Below are 20895 nucleotides of genomic sequence, written 5' to 3'. Positions count from 1 at the left end.
GCCAAACGATATTCAGGATTCATGCCGCAGCCAGACGACGGCCAGCGGCGGCAGGTCGAGCGTCAGCGAGAACGGCTGGCCGTGGCGCGGATCGCCGGCGGCCTGCAGCTCGCCGGCGTTGCCGATGTCGCTGCCGCCGTAATGGCGCGAATCGGTGTTGAGGATTTCGCGCCAGCGGCCGGTACGCGGACAGCCGAGGCGGTAGCCGCGGCGCGGCACCGGCGTGAAATTGCAGATCGCGATCACCGGCGCCGCGGCCTCGTCGCCGTAGCGCACGTAGGCGTAGACGCTGTTGGCGCGGTCGTCGCCGACCAGCCAGTGGAAGCCGCGGCCTTCGCCGTCGGCGACATGCAGCGCGGGCTCGGCGGCGTAGAGGTGATTGAGGTCGCCGACCAGGCGCTGCATGCCGGCATGCAGCGGGTCGGTCAGCGAGGTCCAGTCGATTTCGGCGTCGTGGTCCCATTCGCGTTCCTGGGCGAGCTCGCCGCCCATGAACAGCAGCTTCTTGCCCGGGTGCGACCACATGAAACCGAAATAGGCGCGCAGGTTGGCGAAGCGCTGCCAGCGGTCGCCCGGCATCTTGCCGAGCAGCGAGCCCTTGCCGTGCACGACTTCGTCGTGCGACAGCGGCAGCACGAAGTTCTCGGAGAAGGCGTAGATCAGGCCGAAGGTCAGCTCGTCGTGGTGATGGTGACGGTGCACCGGATCGCGGTGGATGTACTGCAGCGTGTCGTGCATCCAGCCCATGTTCCACTTGTACGAAAAGCCGAGGCCGCCGTCGCGCGTCGGCCGCGACACGCCGGGCCAGGCGGTCGATTCCTCGGCGATCATCAGCGCGCCGGGGCAGCGCTCGTGCACGACGTCGTTGAGGTGGCGCAGAAAGTCGACGTTCTCGAGGTTCTCGCGGCCGCCGTAGCGGTTCGGAACCCATTCGCCGGCCTGCCGCGAATAATCGCGGTAGAGCATCGAGGCGACGGCATCCACGCGCAGGCCGTCGACGTGGTAGCGCTCCAGCCAGTGCAGCGCGCTCGACAGCATGAAGCCGTGCACCTCGCGGCGGCCGAGGTTGTAGATCAGCGTGTTCCAGTCCTGGTGAAAACCCTCGCGCGGGTCCTCGTGCTCGTACAGCGCGGTGCCGTCGAAACGGGCGAGGCCGTGCACGTCGGTCGGGAAGTGCGCCGGCACCCAGTCGAGGAGTACGCCGATGCCGGCGCCGTGCGCGCGGTCGACGAAACGCCGGAACGCGTCCGGATCGCCGAACTCGGCCTGCGGCGCGTACAGGCCGAGCGGCTGATAGCCCCAGGAGCCGCCGAACGGATGCGCCATGATCGGCAGCAGCTCGATATGCGTGAAGCCGAGTCCGGCGACGTACGGAATCAGCTGTTCGGCGAGCTCGTCCCAGTCCGGCGGCGGCCGGCCGGCGTCCCAGCGCCGCCGCCACGAGCCGGCGTGAACCTCGTAGATCGACAGCGGCGCGTGCGTCGACTGGCGCTGCGCGCGCTCCGCCATCCAGGTCTGGTCCTGCCAGATATGGCGATCGGCCGCGGCGACCACCGACGCGGTGCCGGGCGCCGCTTCGCTCTGCAGTGCGACCGGGTCCGCTTTGAGCGGCAGCAGGCCCTGCGCGCCGAATACCTCGTACTTGTAGCGCGTGCCCGGCGCCAGACGCGGCACGAACAGTTCCCAGACGCCGGCCGGCTTGCGCAGGCGCATCAGGTGCCGGCGGCCGTCCCAGCTGTTGAAGTCGCCGACCACCGACACCCGTCGCGCGTTCGGCGCCCAGACCGCGAAGCGCACGCCGTCGATGCCGTTGACCGTCATCGCTTGCGCGCCGAGGCAGCGGCCGAGCTCGCGATGGCTGCCTTCGCCGATCAGGTAGAGGTCGAGTTCGCCGAGCAGCAGACCGAAGGCGTAGGGGTCTTCGGTTTCCTGCGTGGCGCCCAGCCAGTGCAGGCGCAGCCGGTAGGCGGTGCCGCCGGCGATGCGCGCGGCGTAGAGACCGGGCATCTGGATCGCCTGCATCGTCGCCAGCAGCGCGCCGTCGCGGCCGATCAGCTCGACGCGCTCGGTGCCAGGTGCGTAGGCGCGCACGATGGTGGTGCCGTTGCTGCCGTCGGCGTGCGGGCCGAGCCAGGCGAACGGGTCGCCGCAATAGCCGCCGCCGAGGGCGGCGAGCGCCGCCTCCGGCAGCAGCAGGCTGCGGTCATCACCGACTTGCGACAGGTCGTTCACGGCGAAGACTCCTTGGCGATGCCGAGCGTGCGGCGATGGAAGTGCTGCAGTGCCGTGGCCCATTCGGCCGGCGTGCCATGCGCGACACGCAGCAACTGTAGCGCCGCGGCCTCGATGCCGAACAGTTCGAGCAGCGCGTCGCGGTCGGCCGGGCCGGTGCCCGGCTGCAAGCTGGCGTAGGCCGCGAGAAAGCCGGCCGTGGCCTGCGTGCGGAAGTGCTCGGCGAGTTCGCGGCGCCGTGCGCCTTCGCCGTTGCCGAGCGTGGCGCGGTCGGCGCCGAGCGCGGCGTCGGCGGCGCGCTGCAGCGAGCCGAGCAGCGCCGCGACGTCGCGCAACGGACTGGTCTTGGCGCGGCGTTCGGCGGCGGGCTGCGCCGCCGAACCTTCGAAGTCGATGAAGTAGAGCTGATCCTGGACGATCAGGATCTGGCCCAGATGCAGATCGCCGTGCGTGCGTGTCAGCGGCGCGCCGACGCCGCGCGCGGCGAGCGCGTCGACGTGCGTCTCGAGCGCGTTGCGCGCTGTATCCGGGATCGCGATGCCGCGCCCGGCGAGCGCCGCGAACGCCGACGCTAGGTGCGTGCGGACCTGCGCCGCCCAGCCGGCGCAGACGGCGGCGTCGGCCGTCGCCGGCGCGAAGGCCGGATCGTCGCTGGGTTGCGCCAGCAGGGCGTGCATCGCCGCCAGCCGTTCGCCGAGCTGGGCGCTGCGTTCGATCAGCTCGGCGAGCACGTCGCCGCGCCGTTCGAAGCCGGCGCCGCTCGGCTGGCCGCCCTGCGTGGCGTCGTGCATCGCACGCCCCAGCAGATCCTGCATCCAGGTCCAGGCATCGCCCTGGTTGTGCACGAAGGCGTGCGCCAGCGCCAGCGTCATCGGCGCGCCGTGCTGCGGTTCGTAGACGACCTCGCCGAGCAGCGGCGGGATGTTCGGGTAGCCGGCGGCGGCGAGGTAGCGGTCCATTTCCGCCTCTGGATGCGTGCCGTCGAGCAGATGGCGCACGACCTTGACGATGACCTTCTCGCCGACGATCAGCGAGCTGTTGGTGCGTTCGGCGGCGATGCGCCGCACCTCGGCATCGGCCGGCAGCTTCAGCGCCGCGCCGTCGGGCGACGCGACGAAGCGCAGGCGGCCGTCGGGCAGTGTCAGCGGCGCATCGCCGAGATGGGCGACGAGCCCGCGCGCATAGGCGTCGAGCGCGTAGGCGTCGGTCAGATAGGCGACGCGCGGGCCGCGCCGCACGCGCGCCAGCGCCAGCTGGAAGGGCAGCGCCGAAACCTGCTCCTCCTCCGGCAGCAGGCCGAGCGGCAGCTGGTAGCGCTCGCCGCCGTCGACTTCGACGCAGGCGAACAGCAGCGGCCGCGCGAATTCGCGCAGCAGCGCGACGTGCGCGAAGCGCGCGTGCGGCAGCGCCGCGCCGTCGCGCGTCGCGAACCAGCGGCGCTTGACGAGATAGCTCGGCAGGATGTCGCGCTCGATGGTCGTGCGCAGCGGCGCGTCGAGCAGTTCGCCGAGGTCGTGGCGCAGCACCAGCGTCTGCAGGTCCGGCAGCGGTTCCGGCGGCGGCGTGTACCAGGCCGGCAGCTGCGTGGCCGGCGCCAGCCAGAACCAGTAGAAGCCGAAAGGCGGCAGGGTCAGCAGATAGGGCAGCTGGCCGATCTGCGGGAAGGCCGAGCCGCCGATCATCTCGACCGGCACGCGGCCGGCGAACGAGGGAAGTTCGAGTTCGACGGCCTGCGCGGTGCGCGAGACGTTGGCGACGCAGAGCACGCTTTGCGCGACGCCGTCGGGCCCGGTGTATTCGCGCAGGTAGGCGAGGATGCGGCGGTTGCGCGGGTAGAGCAGCTTGAGGCTGCCGCGGCCGAACACATGCTGGCGCTTGCGCACCGCCAGCAGGCGCCGCATCCAGTTGAGCAGCGAGTGCGGATCGCGCGACTGCGCCTCGACGTTGACGGCCTCGTAGCCGTACAGCGTGCCCATGTTCGGCGGCAGCACCAGCTGCTCAGGATCGGCTTTCGAGAAGCCGCCGTTGCGGTCGGGCGACCACTGCATCGGCGTGCGCACGCCGTCGCGGTCGCCGAGGTGGATGTTGTCGCCCATGCCGATTTCGTCGCCGTAGTAGATGACCGGCGTGCCGGGCATCGACAGCAGCAGCGAGTTCAGCAGCTCGATGCGGCGGCGGTCGCGTTCGAGCAGCGGCGCGAGGCGGCGACGGATGCCGAGATTGAGGCGCGCGCGCTTGTCGGAAGCGTAGACGTTCCAGAGATAGTCGCGCTCCTTGTCGGTGACCATCTCCAGCGTCAGCTCGTCGTGGTTGCGCAGGAAGATCGCCCACTGGCAGTTCGCCGGAATGTCCGGGGTCTGGCGCAGGATGTCGGTGATCGGGAAGCGGTCTTCCTGCGCGAGCGCCATGTACATGCGCGGCATCAGCGGGAAGTGGAACGCCATGTGGCACTCGTCGCCGACGATCTCGACCTTGCCGTCGTCGGCTGCCCCGCCGGCGCCGGCCGCCTTGTCCGCGGGCTTGCCGCCGAAGTAGTGCTGCGTATCCTCCGGCCACTGGTTGGCCTCGGCCAGCAGCATGCGCCCGGAGAAGCGCGCGTCGAGTTCGGCGCGGATGCGCTTGAGGATCGCGTGCGTCTCCGGCAGGTTCTCGTTGCTGGTGCCTTCACGCTCGATCAGGTACGGCACCGCGTCGAGGCGCAGGCCGTCGACGCCGAGTTCGAGCCAGTGCCGCATCACGCCGAGCACGGCTTTCATCACCTGCGGATTGTCGAAGTTCAGGTCCGGCTGGTGCGCGTAGAAGCGATGCCAGTAGTAGGCGCCGGCGACCGGATCCCAGGTCCAGTTCGACTTCTCGGTGTCGAGGAAGATGATGCGCGTGCCGGCGTAGCGCCGCTCGTCGTCGGACCAGACGTAGAAATTGCGCCACGCCGAGCCGGGCCGCGCCTGGCGCGCGCGCTGGAACCAGGGATGCTGGTCGGAGGTGTGGTTGATGACCAGCTCGGTGATGACGCGCAGGCCGCGCCGATGCGCCTCCTGCACGAAGCGGCGCGCGTCGGCGAGCGTGCCGTAATCCGGATGCACGCCGAGGTAGTCGGCGATGTCGTAGCCGTCGTCGCGGCGCGGCGACGGATAGAACGGCAGCAGCCAGATCGCGTTGACGCCGAGCTCGGCGATGTAATCGAGCTTCTCGATCAGGCCGGCGAAGTCGCCGATGCCGTCGCCGTTGGCGTCGTAGAAGCTCTTGATGTGGACCTGGTAGATGACCGCGTCCTTGTACCAGAGCGGATCATCGGTGAAGCGCGCACCGGCAGTGGCCGATGCGGACGGGCGCGGCGCGCGGGCGGCCATGGTCAGGACCTGCGGCGCGCCGCGTCCGGCCGCCGCCGGGCGGCGGCGTGATACGGACGATGGGGCGCGGTGTGGCGGATCGGCGGCATCGGGCGGGCGCGGACGGATCGGGTGACGGACGCCGCGGCAGTCTCGATCGGCCGGCATGACTGCGGCATGAACGCGGCGCCTTAGTCGAGCAGCATCTCGCGCGTCACCAGCGTGACGCCACCTTCGCTGACGTGGAACAGGCGGGCGTCACGCTCGCGATCCTCGCCGATCACGGTGCCGTCCGGCAGCTCGCAACCTTCGTCGATGATCGCCTTGCGCACGCGGCAGTTGCGGCCGACGCGCACGTCCGGTAGCAGCAGGGTTTCCTCGATATGGCTGCCGCTGTCGATGCGCACGCGCGAGAACAGCACGCTGCGCCGAACCTGGGCGCCGGAGACGATGCAGCCGCCGCTGACCAGCGAGTCGGTCGCGCAGCCGCGCCGCTCCGGATCGTCGAACACGAACTTGGCCGGCGGCACCTGCGGCGTGTGCGTCCAGATCGGCCATTCCTCGTCGTAGAGGTTCAGCTCGGGGGTGACGTCGGTGAGCTCGATATTGGCCTGCCAGTAGGCGTCGACGGTGCCGACGTCGCGCCAGTAACCCTGCCGCGCCGGATCGTAGAGATCGGTGAACTCGTAGGCGTAGACGCCGCCTTCGGCGATCGCCGAAGGCACCACGTCCTTGCCGAAGTCGTGGCTCGATTCGACGATGCTGGCGTCGCGCATCAGCCAGCGCAGCAGGAAGTGGGCGTCGAACACGTAGATGCCCATGCTCGCCAGCGCGCGGTCCGGCTTGCCCGGCATCGGCTGCGGGTCACGCGGTTTCTCGTCGAAACGGCGCACGCGCGTGTTCTCGTCGATCTGCATGACGCCGAAGGCGCTGGCCTCCTGCAGCGGCACTTCCAGGCAGCCGACCGTGATCATCGCGCCGGTGCGGGCGTGGTGGGCCAGCATGCGGCCGTAATCCATCTTGTAGACGTGATCGCCGGCGAGGATCAGCACGTAGGCCGGCTGATGCTCCTTGATGAAATCGAGATTCTGGTAGACGGCATCGGCGGTGCCGGCGTACCAGGAGGCGATCTCGCCGCGCTGCTCGGCCGGCAGCAGTTCGACGAACTCGCCGAGCTGGCCGCGCAGGAAGCTCCAGCCGAGCTGCAGCGGTCGCAGCAGCGAATTGCTCTTGTACTGCGTCAGCACGCCGATGCGGCGGATGCCGCTGTTGATGCAGTTCGACAGCGTGAAGTCGATGATGCGGAACTTGCCGCCGAACGGAACCGCCGGCTTGGCGCGCGCCGAGGTCAGCTGCATCAGGCGGGTGCCGCGTCCGCCGGCCATCACCAGCGCGAGGGTTTCGCGGGTCAGGCGGCTGACGAAGCGTGTTTCGCGGTTACCGGTCATGCGCACTCCCGTATTTTTCTGGATGCATCGAGCCAGACTGCCGGCGCAGCGCCGGGTCGCGGCCCGCCGCCGTGCGGCTGCACCCCGAACTATCGCGCGTCTGCTCACGAAATGAAATTCTGCGCTGCGTTCGAGTCAGTGCGATGGCGGCGTTCTACACTACGCGGATTGCGCGCGACGCCGTAGCCCTAGCACGATCCGAACCAAGCCCATGAATGTCCTGCACGCGGCCTCCGAATGTTTTCCGCTGGTCAAGACCGGCGGGCTCGCCGACGTCATCGGCGCGCTGCCGCCGGCGCTGCGTGCGCTCGGCTGCGATGCGCGCGTCGTGCTGCCCGGCTATCGCGGCCTGCGCGAGCGTCTGGCACCGGTGCGCACGCTCGGCACGCTGAGCGCGCACGGTCGCGAGCTGCAGCTGCTGCGCGGCACGCTCGGCGAGCTGCCGGTCTATCTGGTCGCCGACGCCGGGCTCTACGAGCGCGACGGCGATCCGTACCGCGATGCCGGCGGCGCGGAGTTCGCCGACAACGCCCTGCGTTTTGCCTGCTTTGCGCAGGCGGTCGCCGCGCTCGGCCGCGGGTTCGACGCGGACTACGTGCCGGACGTCGTCAATCTGCACGACTGGCAGGCCGCGCTCGCCGCGCCCTGGCTGCGTTCGGCATCGCCGCGGCCGGCGCTGGTCTACACGATTCACAATCTCGCTTACCAGGGTCAGTTCGAGCGCGCGCAGTACGAGGCGCTGGGGCTGCCCGACGCCTGGTGGACGCCGGACGGCCTGGAGTTCTGGGGGCGCTGGTCGTGCATGAAGGCCGGCATCGTCTACAGCGATGCGATCAGCACCGTCAGCCCGAGCTACGCGCGCGAGATCCAGACGCCCGAATACGGCCATGGCCTCGACGGCGTGCTGCGCTGGCGCGCCGCGGCGCTGCACGGCATCGCCAACGGCATCGACACCGCGGTCTGGGATCCGCGCCGCGATCCGCTGATCGAGCGCCACTACGGGGTCGACGACGTCGCTCCCGGCAAGGCCGCCAACAAGTATCTGCTGCAGACCGAGCTGGGCCTGGCGTCTGGCGACTGGCCGCTGGTGGTGTTCATCGGCCGGCTCGCCGAGCAGAAGGGCGCCGATCTGATCGTCGCCGCGCAGGACGAACTGCTGCAGCTGCCGGCGCAGTACGCGCTGCTGGCCAGCGGCGACGCCGAGCTGCAGCGCCGGCTGCAGGATTTCGCCGCGCGGGCGCCGGCCGGCCGCGTCGCGCTGCGCATCGCCCACGACGAGCGCTTTGCGCACCGTCTCAATGCCGCCGCCGATCTGGTGCTGATGCCGTCGCGCTTCGAGCCCTGCGGTCTCAACCAGATGTACGCGCAGCGCTACGGCGCGATCCCGGTCGTGCGCCGCACCGGCGGCCTGATCGACACCGTGGTCGATGCCGATGCCGCGAGCCTGGCCGACGGCAGCGCCAGCGGCGTGCTGTTCAACGACGCCGACGCCGACGGTCTGCTCTACGGCGTGCGCCGCGCGCTGCAGCTGTACGAGCAGGCCGATACGCGCGCGCGCCTGCGCCGCGCCGGCATGACGCGCGATTTTTCGTGGAGCGCTTCGGCGCAATCCTATCTAGCGCTGTATCGCGGCCTCGCCGCCGCCGGAGACACGACGCGATGAATCCGACCCATGCGATTCGCATCCACGCCCACGGCGGGCCGGAAGTGCTGCAGTGGGACGCGCTCGAACTGGCGGCGCCGGGGCCGGGCGAGGTCCTGATCCGCCACGAGGCGATCGGTCTGAATTACATCGACACCTACCACCGCAGCGGTCTGTATCCGGTGGCGCTGCCGTCCGTGCTCGGCACGGAAGGCGCCGGACGCATCGTTGCGGTCGGCGCCGGCGTGCAGGGCTTCGCGGTCGGCGATCGCGTCGCCTACGGTGGCAGCGGGCCGCTCGGTGCCTACGCCGAGCAGCGGCTGTTGCCGGCGGCCTGTCTGGTGCATCTGCCGGACGACATCGACATGCCGACCGCGGCGGCGATGATGCTGCAGGGCATGACCGCCGAGTACCTGCTGCGCCGCCTGTATCCGGTGCAGCGCGGCCAGACCGTGCTGCTGCACGCCGCGGCCGGCGGCGTCGGCCTGATCGCGACGCAGTGGCTCAAGCACCTCGGCGCGACCGTGATCGGGACTGTCGGCAGCGAGGAAAAGGCGCGGCTGGCGCGCGCGCACGGCTGCGATCACCTCATTCATTACCGCCGCGAGGACGTCGCCGCCCGCGTGCGCGAGCTGACCGGCGGTCACGGCGTGCCGGTGGTCTACGACGGCGTCGGCCGCGACACCTTCGCCGCTTCGCTCGACAGCCTCGCGCCGCGCGGCATGCTGGTCAGCTTCGGCAATGCGTCGGGCGCGGTCGAGCCGGTGTCGCCGGGCCTGCTGGCGAGCAAGGGCTCGCTGTTCCTGACGCGGCCGCGGCTCGCCGATTACATCGCCACGCCGGCGGAGCTGGCCGCGTGTGCGAACGCCCTGTTCGACGTCGTGCGCCGCGGCGCCGTGCGCATCGAGATCGGCCAGACCTACGCGTTGCGCGACGCGGCGCAGGCGCATCGCGATCTCGAGGCACGGCGCACGAGCGGCTCGACGGTGCTGCTGCCGTAGGGCCGGCCGGGCAGGCCCTGCGGCAGCGCCGCGCGTCCGCTTACAGGCCGCCGCAGCCGATCAGGCCGCCGTCGACGGTCAGCGTCGTGCCGGTGACGTAGCTGGCCGCGTCGGAGGCCAGGAACAGCACCGCCGGCGCGATCTCCTGCGGCTGCGCCATGCGGCCGAGCGGAATCATCTGCAGCGCCGGCTTGAGGATCTGCTCGTTCTTGGTCAGCGCCGACGCGAACTTGGTGTCGGTGAGGCCCGGCAGCACGGCGTTGACGCGCACGTTCCAGGACGCGCATTCCTTGGCGAAGGACTGCGTCATGCTGATGACGGCGGCCTTGGTGATCGAGTAGATGCCCTGGTAGAGGCCCGGCTTGACGCCGTTGATGCTGGCGATGTTGACGATCGCGCCGCCGCCGTGCTGCTTCATCTGCCGGGCGGCAAGCGAGGACAGCTCGAAGTAGCCGCGCAGGTTGACCTGTACGGTCTTGTCGACCATCGCCATCGGCGTTTCGGCGACGTGGCCGAAATGCGGGTTGGTGGCGGCGTTGTTGACGAGGATGTCGAGCCGGCCGAGCGCGGCGACGGTTTCGGCGACGAGACGCTGCAGATCCTCGCTGACGCCGGCGTGCGCGGCGATCGCGCTGGCCTTGCCGCCGGCGGCGGCGATCTCGTCGCGGACCTTTTCGAGATCCTCGATCTTGCGCGACGCGAGCACCACGTGCGCGCCCTGTTCGGCGAGCAGGCGGGCGGTGGCGGCGCCGATGCCGCGCGACGCGCCGGTGACGATGGCGACGCGGCCGGCGAGATCGAACAGACGGGTGGACATGCGGGCTTCTCCTCTGCGGATGGGTTCTGCCCGCGATTCTATGAAACCGCCGCCGGCGCCGCGCGGCGCCCCTGCGTCGGCGCCGTTTAGAGCACGGCGAGGGTGCGGAACGACTCGCGCAGCTGGCCGCCGGCCGCCAGCTCGGCGAGCGCGCGATCGACGGCGAGGTAGGCGCCGCTCATCTGCCAGGTGCCGTCGCCGCCTTCGCGCCAGCTGATTCCGGCCAGCGCCGGCGGCGGCGCGTCGAGCCGGCACAGCGCCGAGGCCTGCAGCTCCGCTGCGCCGGCGTCGAGCACGCGCAGGCCGAGCACGTCGTGCAGGCGTGCGATTACCTGCGCCAGCAGCCGGCACTGGCGCGGCGTGCCCTCGAACGGAATCAGGATGCGCGGCGGCCGGCGCACCGCGTCGGCGATGAACGAGCGCATGCTCAGGCCGCGATGCGCGAACACGGCGGCGAGCGCGTGCACGATGCCCGGCTTCTCGGCGACCTCGACGACGTACACCACGTGGCGCAGCGGCAGGCTTTCAGTCATGGCCCCAGTCCTTGAGCTGAGCGGCGATGCGGCCGGCCGCATCGAGCAGGGCGACACGCTCGTCGGCTTCGAGTTCGAGGTCGGTGGTCCGCGACCAGCCGCGCAGGCCGAACATCACCGGCACGCCGAGCACGCCGGGCGGGCCGAACCAGTCGCCGTCGGCGAGCTGCACCTGCGCCGGGATCACGCTCTGGCCGCCGGACAGGATCACCTCGACCAGCTCGGTGGTCACCGAGGCGGTCGACACCGCAGTCTTGGCGCCGGAGATATGCGTGATCAGCGGCAGCAGCACGGCACGCAGCGTCGCCGGCAGGCTTTCGGCGTGGCGGAACGCTTCCGACACGCGCTGTTCGGCGAGCAGCGCGCGCAGCACCTTCTTCTCGGTGGCGAGGCGGCCGGCGAAGCCGGAGGCGGAATGGCCGCCGCGCAGGCGTTCGCGCGTCTGCGCGTTCTCGGCCTCGTCGAAGCCGTAGATCCACAGGCTCGACAGCATCGGCACCAGCGCGTCGCCGTGCTCGCCGAGCGCATAGGCCTGCACGCGCTGCCGGCGCACGCCGAGGTCGGCGGCGATCTCGCGGCGCAGGCGCATCGAATCCTGATAGGCGCCCATGCCGATCACGCGATGCCGGCCGAGGTAGCGCGCGAACACGGCGACGCCCAGCTCGACCGGATTGGTGACGACGACGACGATCTCCTCGCCGTGGCCGCGCTCGGCGAGGCTGCGGGCGTAGGCCTCGAACACCGCGCGATTGCCCTGCGCCAGCTCGCGGCGATCGACGATCTGCTGCGGTGAAGTCGATACCGTGCTGCCGGCGGCAAACAGGATCAGGTCGGCGGCGACGTCCTCGGGCGCCAGGCCGACGTCGATTTCCGGCGTGATTTCGGCGAAGGCGTCGTAGAGATCGGCGCGCAGGCCGTGCAGTGCGCGCTCGCTGCCGCCGCCGCGGCGGCCGATCAGCTGCAGGCGTGCGCGCGGCGTCAGCAGGCGGCGGGCGATGATCTGGACGGCGAGCTGGCGGCCGACATCGCCGTTGGCGCCGATGATGGCGATGTCCACGAGGGCAGGAGAGCGTTCGGAGCGGCCAAAAAGGGCGGCGATTGTACGCTCGCAAAAGCCGCGCCGTGGTCGTCGGCCCCGGCGACCGGCCGGAACCTCAGAAGATCGTGTAGACGATCATGAAGCCGATCACGACCAGTCCGGTCATGCCGGTCAGGAACAGGTAGTCGACGGTCTTCGACAGCAGATGCGCGCGCGCCGGATCGCGCGTGCGCAGCGCCCAGATCGCGAGATAGCAGCAGACCAGGAAGAACAGCGAATCGACCGCCAGCGCGTCGTCGGCGAGCGTCTGGATCTTGCGCGAGTCGGCGATGATCTGCACCACCGACAGCAAGGCGACGCACACGCCGGTCATCGACGCCGAGGTCGACAGCAGGCGTTCGAGCAGTTGCTCGTCGCGGGCGAGGGGCTGCGGGTGTGGAAGGCTCACGGCGGGCTCGGGTGCTGCCGCATCGGCGGCCTGGCTTGGAACGCGGCGGCGGCGAGGAAGTTCGCCGCCGCCTGATCCAAGTCCGCCTGATCCGGGCCCGCCTGATCCGGGCCGCCGGGTTCCGGCGTGCAGTGCCGAGGCTACTGGACCTGGACGCTGCCCTTCAGGCTCTGGCCGAGCGTGCGGTTCTGCGCATCCGCCAGGCCGCCGTCGATAACGAGCTGATAGCGGCCGTTGCGGGCCACCGGGAACAGCAGCATGGTCTTGTTGTTGGAGCTGACTTCCCAGCTGCCGGACACACGCTTGCCGTTGCCGTCGAGCACGCGGATGTGCTGGTTGGCGCTGCCGGCGTCGCCGAAGGCGCCGTTGCCCATCACCACGACCGCGCGCCGGTAGGCGGCGGAGCCGGCGTAGACGATCTGCAGTCCGCTGCTGCTGCCGGACTGCCACCACGGCGAGGCGTTGAGATCGCGCTTGCCGTCGGCGCCGGCCTTTTTCGCGGCCGTTTTCGCCGGCGCCGGGCGCGCCTTGGCGACCGGGCTGGCGGCCGCCGGCGGCTCGGCCGGCGCCGGCGCGGCTTCCGCTGCCGGGGCCGGCTTCGGCTCGGCTTCGGCCGGCGGCGTGGCGGCTGCGACTTCGGTCGCGGGCGCCGGCTCGGCTTCAGGTGCCGGCGCCGCGCTGTCGGCGGCGGCCGTGGCGGCCTCCGCGGCCGGCGCTTCGGCGGCGGGTGCCGCCGCGTCGTCGGTGTTGACCGCCGGGCCGCTGGCGCTCGCCTCGGCCGCGCCGGCCTGCTCGGCGCCCGGCGTCGCGGTCGCGGCGGCCACCTCGGCCGGCGACTGCAGCGTTCCGGAGAACACCGTGTCGGCAGGGATCAGGCCCTCCAGCGTCACTTCAGTCTTGTGATGCGGCAGCAGCAGCTTGAGGACGGCATAAGTGCCGACGCCGATGACGACCGCGAGCGCGGCGATCTTCCAGCCTTTCGTCATGAATGACCCCAACCGAAGTATTTCGTTGAAATTGTAGTGTGTGCGGATGATGCCGCGGCGCCGCCTGCGCGCGCCCTGCAGACGGGGCTTGCAGTCCGGGCACGGTCATCATGCCGTCGGTCTGTCCCGGAAGAATCGGACCGCCACGGGCGGCTCACTATCGTTGCACTCCCGGCGGGCGTCAATGGCGTTTGCGTCGCACCGCAGTGGTGGCGCTGCGCTGTCGGCTGGACCGGGCGCTTGCCATAATCGCAGCCTTCGCATTTTGCCCATTCCTTGACCCTTTCTGCGTCCGGACCCGTCACGATGAACGACCGTTATCTCGAATTCACGCATTCCTCCTTCGGCAAGAGCCTGGCGGCGATGATCGGCCTGCCGACGCCGCCGCGCCTGAAGCGCGCCGACGGTCCGTGGGAGTCGCAGCCGCTCGACGGCAAGGCGGTGCTGGTCGGTTCGAGCCGCGGCGCGACGCTGGTCGGCCCGCTGCTGTCCGCCTTGAGCGGCGCCGGCGCGACGCTGCGCATCGTGCCCGAGCATTCCGGGCTGGCGCCGCTTAAGGAAGCCGCCGCGGCCCTGCGCATCACCGTGCACGGCAATCCGGCCGACGGCGCCGGCGAGCCGCGCAACCACGCGGTGGTGTTCGACGCCTCCGGCCTGTCGTCGCCGGCGCAGCTGCGCGAGCTCTACGATTTCGTGCAGCCGGTGCTGCGCGGCATCGCCGCCAACGGCCGCATCCTGCTGCTGTCGCGCGCGCCCGAGTCGCTGCAGGACGTCGCCGCCAAGACCGCGTCGACGGCGCTGCGCGGCTTCATCCGCTCGCTCGGCAAGGAAGTCGGCAAGAACGGCACGACCGCCAATCTGATCGAGGTGCCGACCGGTGCCGACGAGGCGATCGATCCGGTGCTGCGGTTTTTCCTGACACCGCATTCGGCTTATGTCACCGGCCAGGTCCTGCCGCTGGCAGCGCCGCAGACGCGCGGCGTCGCGCTGCCGGGCAGCCTCGAAGGCAAGATCGCGCTGGTCACCGGCGCCGCGCGCGGCATCGGCGCGTCGATCGCCGAGACGCTGGCGCGCGAAGGTGCCAAGGTCATCGGCATGGATCATCCGTCGGCCGAAGGCGGCCTCGGCGAGACCATGGCCAAGATCGGCGGCGTCGGCCTGGCGCTCGACGTCACCGCGCCGGACGCGGCCACCCGCATCGCGTCCGAGGTCGGCAAGAACTTCGGCGGTCTCGATATCGTCGTCCACAACGCCGGCATCACGCGCGACAAGATGCTGCGCAACATGCCGGCGCACTTCTGGGACATGGTGCTGAACATCAACCTCGGCGCGATCCTGAAGATCAACGAGGGCCTGCTCAAGGAAGGCTTCCGCGACGGCGCGCGCGTGGTCTGCATTTCGTCGATCGGCGGCATCGGCGGCAACGCCGGCCAGACCAACTACGGCGCGACCAAGGCCGGCGTGATCGGTTACGTCGATGCCATGGCCTCGACCTTCGCGCGCCGCGGCGGCGCGATCAACGCGGTGGCGCCGGGCTTCATCGAGACGGCGATGACCGCGGCGATGCCGTTCGGCCCGCGCGAAGTCGGCCGCCGCATCAACTCGCTGTCGCAGGGCGGCCTGCCGCAGGACATCGCCGAGGCGGTGACGTTCTTCGCCTCGCCGGCGGCCAGCGCGGTCAACGGCCGCACGCTGCGCGTCTGCGGCCAGAACTTCTTCGGCCAGTAAGCCGCGTCCGCCGCTAGCATGCCGCTCCGCCGCCGGCGGGGCGGCACGCTGGCGGCGGGGCGGGCGAGGGCCCGAGTCGGTTATGCTTGGCGCCCCGTACCGGTGCATGCCGGGGTGGCGGACCCTCGAAGCCCGTCGCCACCCGCACCGCAGAACCGCGAGAACGCTTTGAAGTCCCCTCAATACGTACTGGAACGGATCGCCGAGTCGAAGCTGCCGACGCCGTTCGCCGAATTCCGGATCACCGTTTTCCGCGCCGCGGACGGCAAGGAGCATGTCGTCATCGCGCTCGGCGAGCTGTCCGGTCCGCCGCCGCTGATCCGCGTCCACTCCGAATGCCTGACTGGCGACGCCCTGTTTTCGCTGCGCTGCGACTGCGGCGCGCAGCTCAAGGCGGCGCTGCAGAAGATCGCCGAGGAAGGCCGCGGCGCCGTGCTTTACCTGCGCCAGGAAGGACGCGGCATCGGGCTGGGTAACAAGATCCGCGCCTATGAGCTGCAGGATCGCGGCGCCGACACAGTCGAGGCCAATCACCAGCTCGGTTTTCCGGCCGACGCCCGCGAGTACGGCCTGGCCGTCGAGCTGCTGCGCCGACTCGACCTGTGCCACATCCGGCTGATGACCAACAACCCGCGCAAGCTCGACGCGCTGCGCCGCGATGGCGTCGAGATCGTCGAGCGCGTGCCGCTGGAAAGCGGCCGCAATCCGTACAACGAGCGCTACCTCGACGCCAAGGCCGCCAAGCTCGGCCATCTGTTCACGCCGCACTGAACCGGCGCGTGGCCGGCCGTGCCGGCCGCCACGGCCGACTGACTGCCGCTCGCCGCGCCGGCCGCAGCTGCGCCGATGCGGCCCGCCACCGATCGGAAGACTGACCCATGTACGCCGCCGCCCGCTCGCTGCTGTTCCGACTCGACGCCGAACGCGCGCACGAACTGACGCTCGAGACGCTGCGCCGTGCGCCGGCGCTGGCGACGCTGCCGTTCGCGCGCGCGCCGGTCGACGATCCGGTCGAACTGCTCGGCCTGCGCTTCGCCAACCGCGTCGGACTCGCCGCCGGCCTCGACAAGAACGGCGAGTGCCTGCGCGCCTGGAGCCGGCTCGGCTTCGGCTTCGTCGAGATCGGCACGGTGACGCCGCGGCCGCAGCCGGGCAATCCGCGACCGCGCATGTTCCGCCTGCCGGAGCATGAGGCGATCATCAACCGGCTCGGCTTCAACAACAAAGGCGTTGACTACCTGCTCGAACGCGTCGCCGAGAGCGATTACCGCGGCGTGCTCGGCATCAACATCGGCAAGAACTTCGACACGCCGATCGAGCGCGCCGCCGACGACTACCTGATCGGCCTGCGCAAGGTCTATCGCGCGGCGGGCTACGTCACCGTCAACATTTCCTCGCCGAACACCAAGAACCTGCGCGAGCTGCAGAGCGAGGACCGGCTGCGCGAGCTGCTGACGCAGCTGAAGGCCGAGGCCGAGCGCCTCGCGCAGACGCACGGCAAGCACACGCCGCTGCTGGTCAAGATCGCCCCGGACGTCGATGACGAACAGCTCGACGCGATCGCCCGCGTCGCCCGCGAATCGGGCATCGCCGGCCTGATCGCGACCAACACCACGATCACGCGGCCGGGGCTCGAAGCCGATCCGCGCGCGCGCGAAGCCGGCGGCCTGTCCGGCGCGCCGCTGCGGCCGCTCGCCGATCGCACGCTCGCGGCGCTGCGCGCGCGCGTCGGGACGGATTTCGCGCTGATCGGCGTCGGCGGCATCACTAGCGCCGAGGGCGCGCGCGCCAAGCGTGCAGCGGGCGCCGATCTCGTGCAGATCTATACCGGTTTCATCTATCGCGGCCCCGCGCTGGTGCACGACTGCGCGCAGGCGCTGCGGGCGGCGTCCCGCTAGCGCCGGCGCGCTCAGGCGCTGTCATCGGAGCGCGGTTGCCGCTGCCGTTGCGAATCCTATAGAGTCGCGCGATCAGCAGGCGGTGACAATCAACAAGCTGAGCAGGACGGAACGCTGCGTGCGTTCTCAATCGCGTCCAACTTTGGGAGTCTGACAATGCGCTTCAAACGGGGATTTGCGGGCGGGGTGTGGGCGGCGCTGGCCATCGGCTGGGCGGGTTCGGCGGCGGCGGTGACGACGGAAGGCCATGACATTCCGTACATCGGCGGCAGCTACGTTTACGAGATTCCGGATTCGGCGCGCGATTCCGACAACGGCCAGGGCTTCCAGCTGCAGTTCGGCTGGCCGCTCAGCGAGTACGGTCACCCGAATCTGTCGGCCGAAGTGACGGTGCACAGCCTCAAGCGCGATCGCGATCTCGACGGCAAGAGCGACTACCAGACCGGCCTGCTGCTCGATCTGGTCTACGACTTCGGCCAGCAGGGCTTCGGCAATTTCGGCGGCGGCTACCAGTTCAAGCCCTTCGTGCTCGGCGGCCTCGGCGTCGTGCAGAACGACGTGCTCGGCGATCGCCACGAGCACTTCGGCCTCAACGTCGGCGGCGGCGTGCTGCTGCCGCTGGGCTGGAAGGGCCTGGCGGCCCGCGTCGAGGCGCGCGCGCTCGGCCAGTTCGATGATCAGAGCACCGACAAGAACTTCCTGCTCGACTACCGCTTCACCGCCGGTCTGCAGCTGCCGCTGTTCTTCCTGTTCAAGGAGCCGGCGCACGATGTTTCGGCGGCGCAGGAATGCGAGCTCGCGGTGGTCGATCCGGTCACCGGCCGCAGCGACTGCGGCGTCGATTCAGATCGCGATGGCGTGCTCGATGGCGCCGACCTCTGCCCCGGCACGGCGGCCGGCACGCCGGTCGACGGCCATGGTTGTCCGGTCACCGGCGAGACGCCGGCGACGCCGGGCGACGAGGACGGCGACGGCGTGCCCGACGAGGTCGACCAGTGCCCGAGCACGCGCCGCGGCCTGAGCGTCGATGCCAGCGGCTGCATGGTCGCGCAGTCGCTGACGATGAGCGGCGTGCAGTTCGACAACAACACGGCGATCCTCACCGACGACGCGCGCAAGCTGCTCGACGAAGTCGCGGCGACGCTGAAGAACCAGGACGGCGTCAACGTGCAGATCGTCGGCAACACCGACAACGTCGGCGATCGCGCCTATAACCTGATGCTGTCGCAGGAGCGCGCCGAGTCGGTGCGCCAGTATCTGATCGCGCGCGGCATCGACGGCAGCCGTCTGGTCGCCACCGGCCACGGTCCGTTCTACCCGATCGCGTCGAACGACACGGCCGAGGGCCGCGCCAAGAACCGCCGCGTCGAGTTCAAGCTGATCGTCGAGTAGGCGCTCGGTACCGGTTCATGCGCGGCCCTCGCGAGACGGCCGCGCATTTTTTTGCGCGGGATGTATTTTCAGTCTGCTGACAGGGCAGGGAAAGCAAATGAACAAGTGGCTATGGACGGCGCTGCTGAGCTGTACGCTCGCGGCCTGCGGCGGATCGAGCGGCGGCGGCGAAGCGGGCGCGCGCAAGGCGCGCTTCATCGCGCTCGGCGACACCGGCGCGCCGGCACCGGACGGCGAGTCGGACAATGTCGCCAAGATCGTCGCCCAGGTCTGCGCGCAGCGCGGCTGCGATTTCGCGACGATGGCCGGCGACAACATCTACGAGACCGGCGCCGGCTCGGCCGACGATCCGATCTTCCAGGCGGCGTTCGAGACGCCGTATCAGGATCTCGACTTCCCGTTCTTCGTCGCGCTCGGCAACCACGACAACTCGCTGGCGATCCCCGGCGGCGGCGGCGCCAACGCGCGCGGCGACGCCCAGGTCGACTACGCGATGTCGGCGCACAACGCGGCGGGCAAGTGGGTGATGCCGGCGCGCTACTACAGCGTGACCTGGCCGCGCGAAGCCAGCACGCCGCTGGCCGAGTTCTTCGTCATCGACTCTTCGCCGATCACGCACTACCTCGACGACCCGAACGCCGAGTGGCGCGGCGACGCGCTGCAGGCCTACATCGCCGAGCAGCAGACCTTCCTGCAGGACGGCATGGCGGCGAGCCGGGCGCGCTGGAAGTTCGCGCTCGCGCATCACCCGTACATTTCCAACGGCGACCACGGCAACGCCGGCGACTACGAGCGCGGCTCGGGCGCCGATATCTGCGTGCTGCAGGGCGTGCTGGTCAGCGGCAGCTGCCGCGGTGCCGACTACAAGGCCTTCCTCGAACAGACGATCTGCGATCAGGCCGACGTCTTTCTCAACGGCCACGACCACAACCTCTACTGGCTCAAGCCGGTCGCCGGCTGCGGCAAGACCCAGCACATCCTGTCCGGGGCCGGCTCGAAAGCACGCTCGACGCTCGACGCGGCGCGCAACGAAGCCTACTTCCAGACCGGCGACCTCTTCGGCTTCTTCTGGATCGAGCTCGACGGCGATACCGCGCGCGTCGCCGTCTACACGGTGAAGGCGGGCGGCGAGCCGGCGCAGGTCGACGCCGCCGGCCGCCCGGCGCCCGCCTACGAGATGAGCTTCCAGCGCCAGGCCAGCTGAGCCGATGGTTCGAGGTCTTGTTCGCGCGGCGACGGCCGCGGCGCTGCTGACGTTCGCGGCCTGCCAGACGCAGCCGCCGCCGACGCCGCTGGTGATCGCCGGCTCGTCGCTGCGCGTGCCGCTGCCGGCCGGCTGGCAGGCGACGCCGGGCATCGGCGCCGATCTCTACCTGCGGCCGACCGAGCACGGCCGGCCGGTGCGCGGCGCGTTCCTGCTGGTGGCCCACGACGAGCCGCGGCACGCCGATCCGAGCCTGGCGTCCTACGTCGACTTCAAGCTCGAACGCGAGGCGCGCGCGAGCCCCGAGCAGACGCTGCTGCGTCGCGAGGGGCTGCGCATGTCCGGGCACGAGGCGGTGCGCGTGCTGCGCCGCATGCGCGGCGTGCAGTCGACGCGCATGGTGTGGACGCAGTACGTGATCGCCGACGGCCGCGGCTGGACGCTGGTCGCCAGCTGCGAGGCACGCGACTATCCGCGGCTCAAAGGCGCGTTCCGGCGCTGGCTCGACGGTGCTACCGTAGCGGACGATGTCCGAAGCTGAGCCACCATCCGGCGACGTGCCGTCGCCGTGCACCCGCATCTGTCGCATCGGTCCGCAGGGCCACTGCGTCGGCTGCGGCCGCGATCTCGACGAGATCATGGCCTGGCCGCGTGCCGACGGCAGCCGCAAGCAGGCGATCCGCGCGCGTGCCGCGGCCCGGCTGCGTGAACATCCCCCGACCCTTTCCGACCCGGAGCCCCAGTGATGATCGAGCGCCCCCGCGCCGAGGATTTTTCGTACTTCTTCGAACTGGCGACGCGCTGGTCCGACTGCGACATGCTCGGCCACGTCAACAACGCGCGCTTCTTCACCTTCGACGAGTCGGCGCGGCTCGATTACTTCGAAGCGCTGGTCGGCGGCGACCGCTTCGTCAACGGCGGCGGTTTCATCCTTGCGCACATCGAGTGCGACTTCCTCGAACAGCTGCACCATCCGGCCACGATCCGTCTCGGCTATCGCGTGCGCCGCATCGGCCGCAGCAGCATGAACACCGAGGGCGCGCTGTTCGTCGGCGAGCGCCTGGTGGCGGTGACGCGCAGCGTGCTGGTCTGGTTCGACTACCGCGACAACAAGACCCGGCCGCTGCCGGAGCACGCGCGCGCCTTCATTCGCGCGCGCGAGCGCGTCGCGCCCGAAGAAGCGCGCTGAGCCGCAAGG

The 20895-nt window shown here is 70.5% G+C and carries 18 protein-coding genes; 10 read left to right on the top strand and 8 right to left on the bottom strand.

What is annotated here, in order from left to right; all coding sequences use genetic code 11:
• Positions 1 to 12: 12 nt before the first annotated feature.
• From glgB to glgC, 3 genes are all read right to left on the bottom strand, one after another.
• On the bottom strand, positions 13 to 2232 hold the full coding sequence (gene glgB / locus K343_RS0102305) for a 1,4-alpha-glucan branching protein GlgB (RefSeq protein ID WP_028006678.1): 2220 nt from the start codon (positions 2230 to 2232) through the stop codon (positions 13 to 15).
• On the bottom strand, positions 2229 to 5582 hold the full coding sequence (gene treS / locus K343_RS0102300; protein ID WP_028006677.1) for a maltose alpha-D-glucosyltransferase: 3354 nt from the start codon (positions 5580 to 5582) through the stop codon (positions 2229 to 2231). The genes glgB and treS overlap by 4 nt, the downstream gene beginning before the upstream one ends.
• A gap of 170 nt (positions 5583 to 5752) precedes the next feature.
• On the bottom strand, positions 5753 to 7009 hold the full coding sequence (glgC, locus tag K343_RS0102295; RefSeq protein WP_028006676.1) for a glucose-1-phosphate adenylyltransferase: 1257 nt from the start codon (positions 7007 to 7009) through the stop codon (positions 5753 to 5755).
• Between the two features lie 211 nt (positions 7010 to 7220).
• Between glgC and glgA the strand changes: the two genes are divergently transcribed.
• On the top strand, positions 7221 to 8672 hold the full coding sequence (glgA, locus tag K343_RS0102290; protein ID WP_028006675.1) for a glycogen synthase GlgA: 1452 nt from the start codon (positions 7221 to 7223) through the stop codon (positions 8670 to 8672).
• A complete protein-coding gene (locus tag K343_RS0102285) occupies positions 8669 to 9652 on the top strand; it encodes a quinone oxidoreductase family protein (RefSeq protein ID WP_028006674.1) in 984 nt (327 codons plus the stop codon). Before glgA ends, K343_RS0102285 begins: the two co-directional genes overlap by 4 nt.
• A 40-nt stretch (positions 9653 to 9692) precedes the next feature.
• Here the strand turns inward: K343_RS0102285 and K343_RS0102280 are convergent, their stop codons facing one another.
• From K343_RS0102280 to K343_RS23135, 5 genes are all read right to left on the bottom strand, one after another.
• Positions 9693 to 10469 carry an SDR family oxidoreductase gene (locus tag K343_RS0102280; RefSeq protein WP_028006673.1) on the bottom strand — a complete coding sequence of 259 codons (777 nt, stop codon included), beginning with the start codon at positions 10467 to 10469 and terminating at the stop codon, positions 9693 to 9695.
• An 86-nt stretch (positions 10470 to 10555) separates the two neighbouring features.
• Positions 10556 to 11002: an ACT domain-containing protein gene (locus tag K343_RS0102275; RefSeq protein WP_028006672.1), complete on the bottom strand. Its 447-nt coding sequence runs from the start codon at positions 11000 to 11002 to the stop codon at positions 10556 to 10558.
• Complete coding sequence (locus K343_RS0102270) at positions 10995 to 12059, bottom strand: lactate/malate family dehydrogenase (protein WP_028006671.1); 1065 nt, start codon at positions 12057 to 12059, stop codon at positions 10995 to 10997. Before K343_RS0102270 ends, K343_RS0102275 begins: the two co-directional genes overlap by 8 nt.
• Positions 12060 to 12156: 97 nt before the next feature.
• The gene (locus K343_RS23140) at positions 12157 to 12489 is read right to left on the bottom strand and encodes a hypothetical protein (RefSeq protein ID WP_051277863.1); all 333 of its coding nucleotides are present in this window, start codon (positions 12487 to 12489) and stop codon (positions 12157 to 12159) included.
• Between the two features lie 140 nt (positions 12490 to 12629).
• Positions 12630 to 13475, bottom strand: a complete 846-nt coding sequence (locus tag K343_RS23135) for a hypothetical protein (RefSeq protein ID WP_051277862.1) — start codon at positions 13473 to 13475, stop codon at positions 12630 to 12632.
• Between the two features lie 306 nt (positions 13476 to 13781).
• Here K343_RS23135 and K343_RS0102255 point away from each other — a divergent pair, with 306 nt between their 5' ends.
• From K343_RS0102255 to K343_RS20605, 8 genes are all read left to right on the top strand, one after another.
• Positions 13782 to 15203: a 3-oxoacyl-ACP reductase gene (locus tag K343_RS0102255; RefSeq protein WP_028006670.1), complete on the top strand. Its 1422-nt coding sequence runs from the start codon at positions 13782 to 13784 to the stop codon at positions 15201 to 15203.
• A 168-nt stretch (positions 15204 to 15371) separates the two neighbouring features.
• Positions 15372 to 15974: a GTP cyclohydrolase II gene (gene ribA, locus K343_RS0102250; protein ID WP_028006669.1), complete on the top strand. Its 603-nt coding sequence runs from the start codon at positions 15372 to 15374 to the stop codon at positions 15972 to 15974.
• A gap of 107 nt (positions 15975 to 16081) precedes the next feature.
• Positions 16082 to 17101, top strand: a complete 1020-nt coding sequence (locus K343_RS0102245) for a quinone-dependent dihydroorotate dehydrogenase (protein WP_028006668.1) — start codon at positions 16082 to 16084, stop codon at positions 17099 to 17101.
• Between the two features lie 156 nt (positions 17102 to 17257).
• Positions 17258 to 18493, top strand: coding sequence for an OmpA family protein (locus K343_RS23130; protein ID WP_084615609.1), 1236 nt, complete (start codon positions 17258 to 17260; stop codon positions 18491 to 18493).
• 97 nt (positions 18494 to 18590) lie between these two features.
• Positions 18591 to 19697, top strand: coding sequence for a metallophosphoesterase (locus K343_RS0102235; RefSeq protein ID WP_028006667.1), 1107 nt, complete (start codon positions 18591 to 18593; stop codon positions 19695 to 19697).
• 4 nt (positions 19698 to 19701) lie between these two features.
• Positions 19702 to 20238: a hypothetical protein gene (locus K343_RS0102230; protein ID WP_028006666.1), complete on the top strand. Its 537-nt coding sequence runs from the start codon at positions 19702 to 19704 to the stop codon at positions 20236 to 20238.
• Positions 20225 to 20443 carry a DUF1289 domain-containing protein gene (locus K343_RS0102225; RefSeq protein WP_043111865.1) on the top strand — a complete coding sequence of 73 codons (219 nt, stop codon included), beginning with the start codon at positions 20225 to 20227 and terminating at the stop codon, positions 20441 to 20443. The genes K343_RS0102230 and K343_RS0102225 overlap by 14 nt, the downstream gene beginning before the upstream one ends.
• On the top strand, positions 20443 to 20886 hold the full coding sequence (locus K343_RS20605; RefSeq protein WP_051277860.1) for an acyl-CoA thioesterase: 444 nt from the start codon (positions 20443 to 20445) through the stop codon (positions 20884 to 20886). Before K343_RS0102225 ends, K343_RS20605 begins: the two co-directional genes overlap by 1 nt.
• Positions 20887 to 20895 lie beyond the last annotated feature (9 nt).

The organism is Solimonas flava DSM 18980 (genome assembly GCF_000426685.1).
GTDB lineage: Bacteria > Pseudomonadota > Gammaproteobacteria > Nevskiales > Nevskiaceae > Solimonas > Solimonas flava.
Note: the sequence above shows the minus strand (reverse complement) of the source record. Positions and strands in the feature narration are given on the sequence as shown.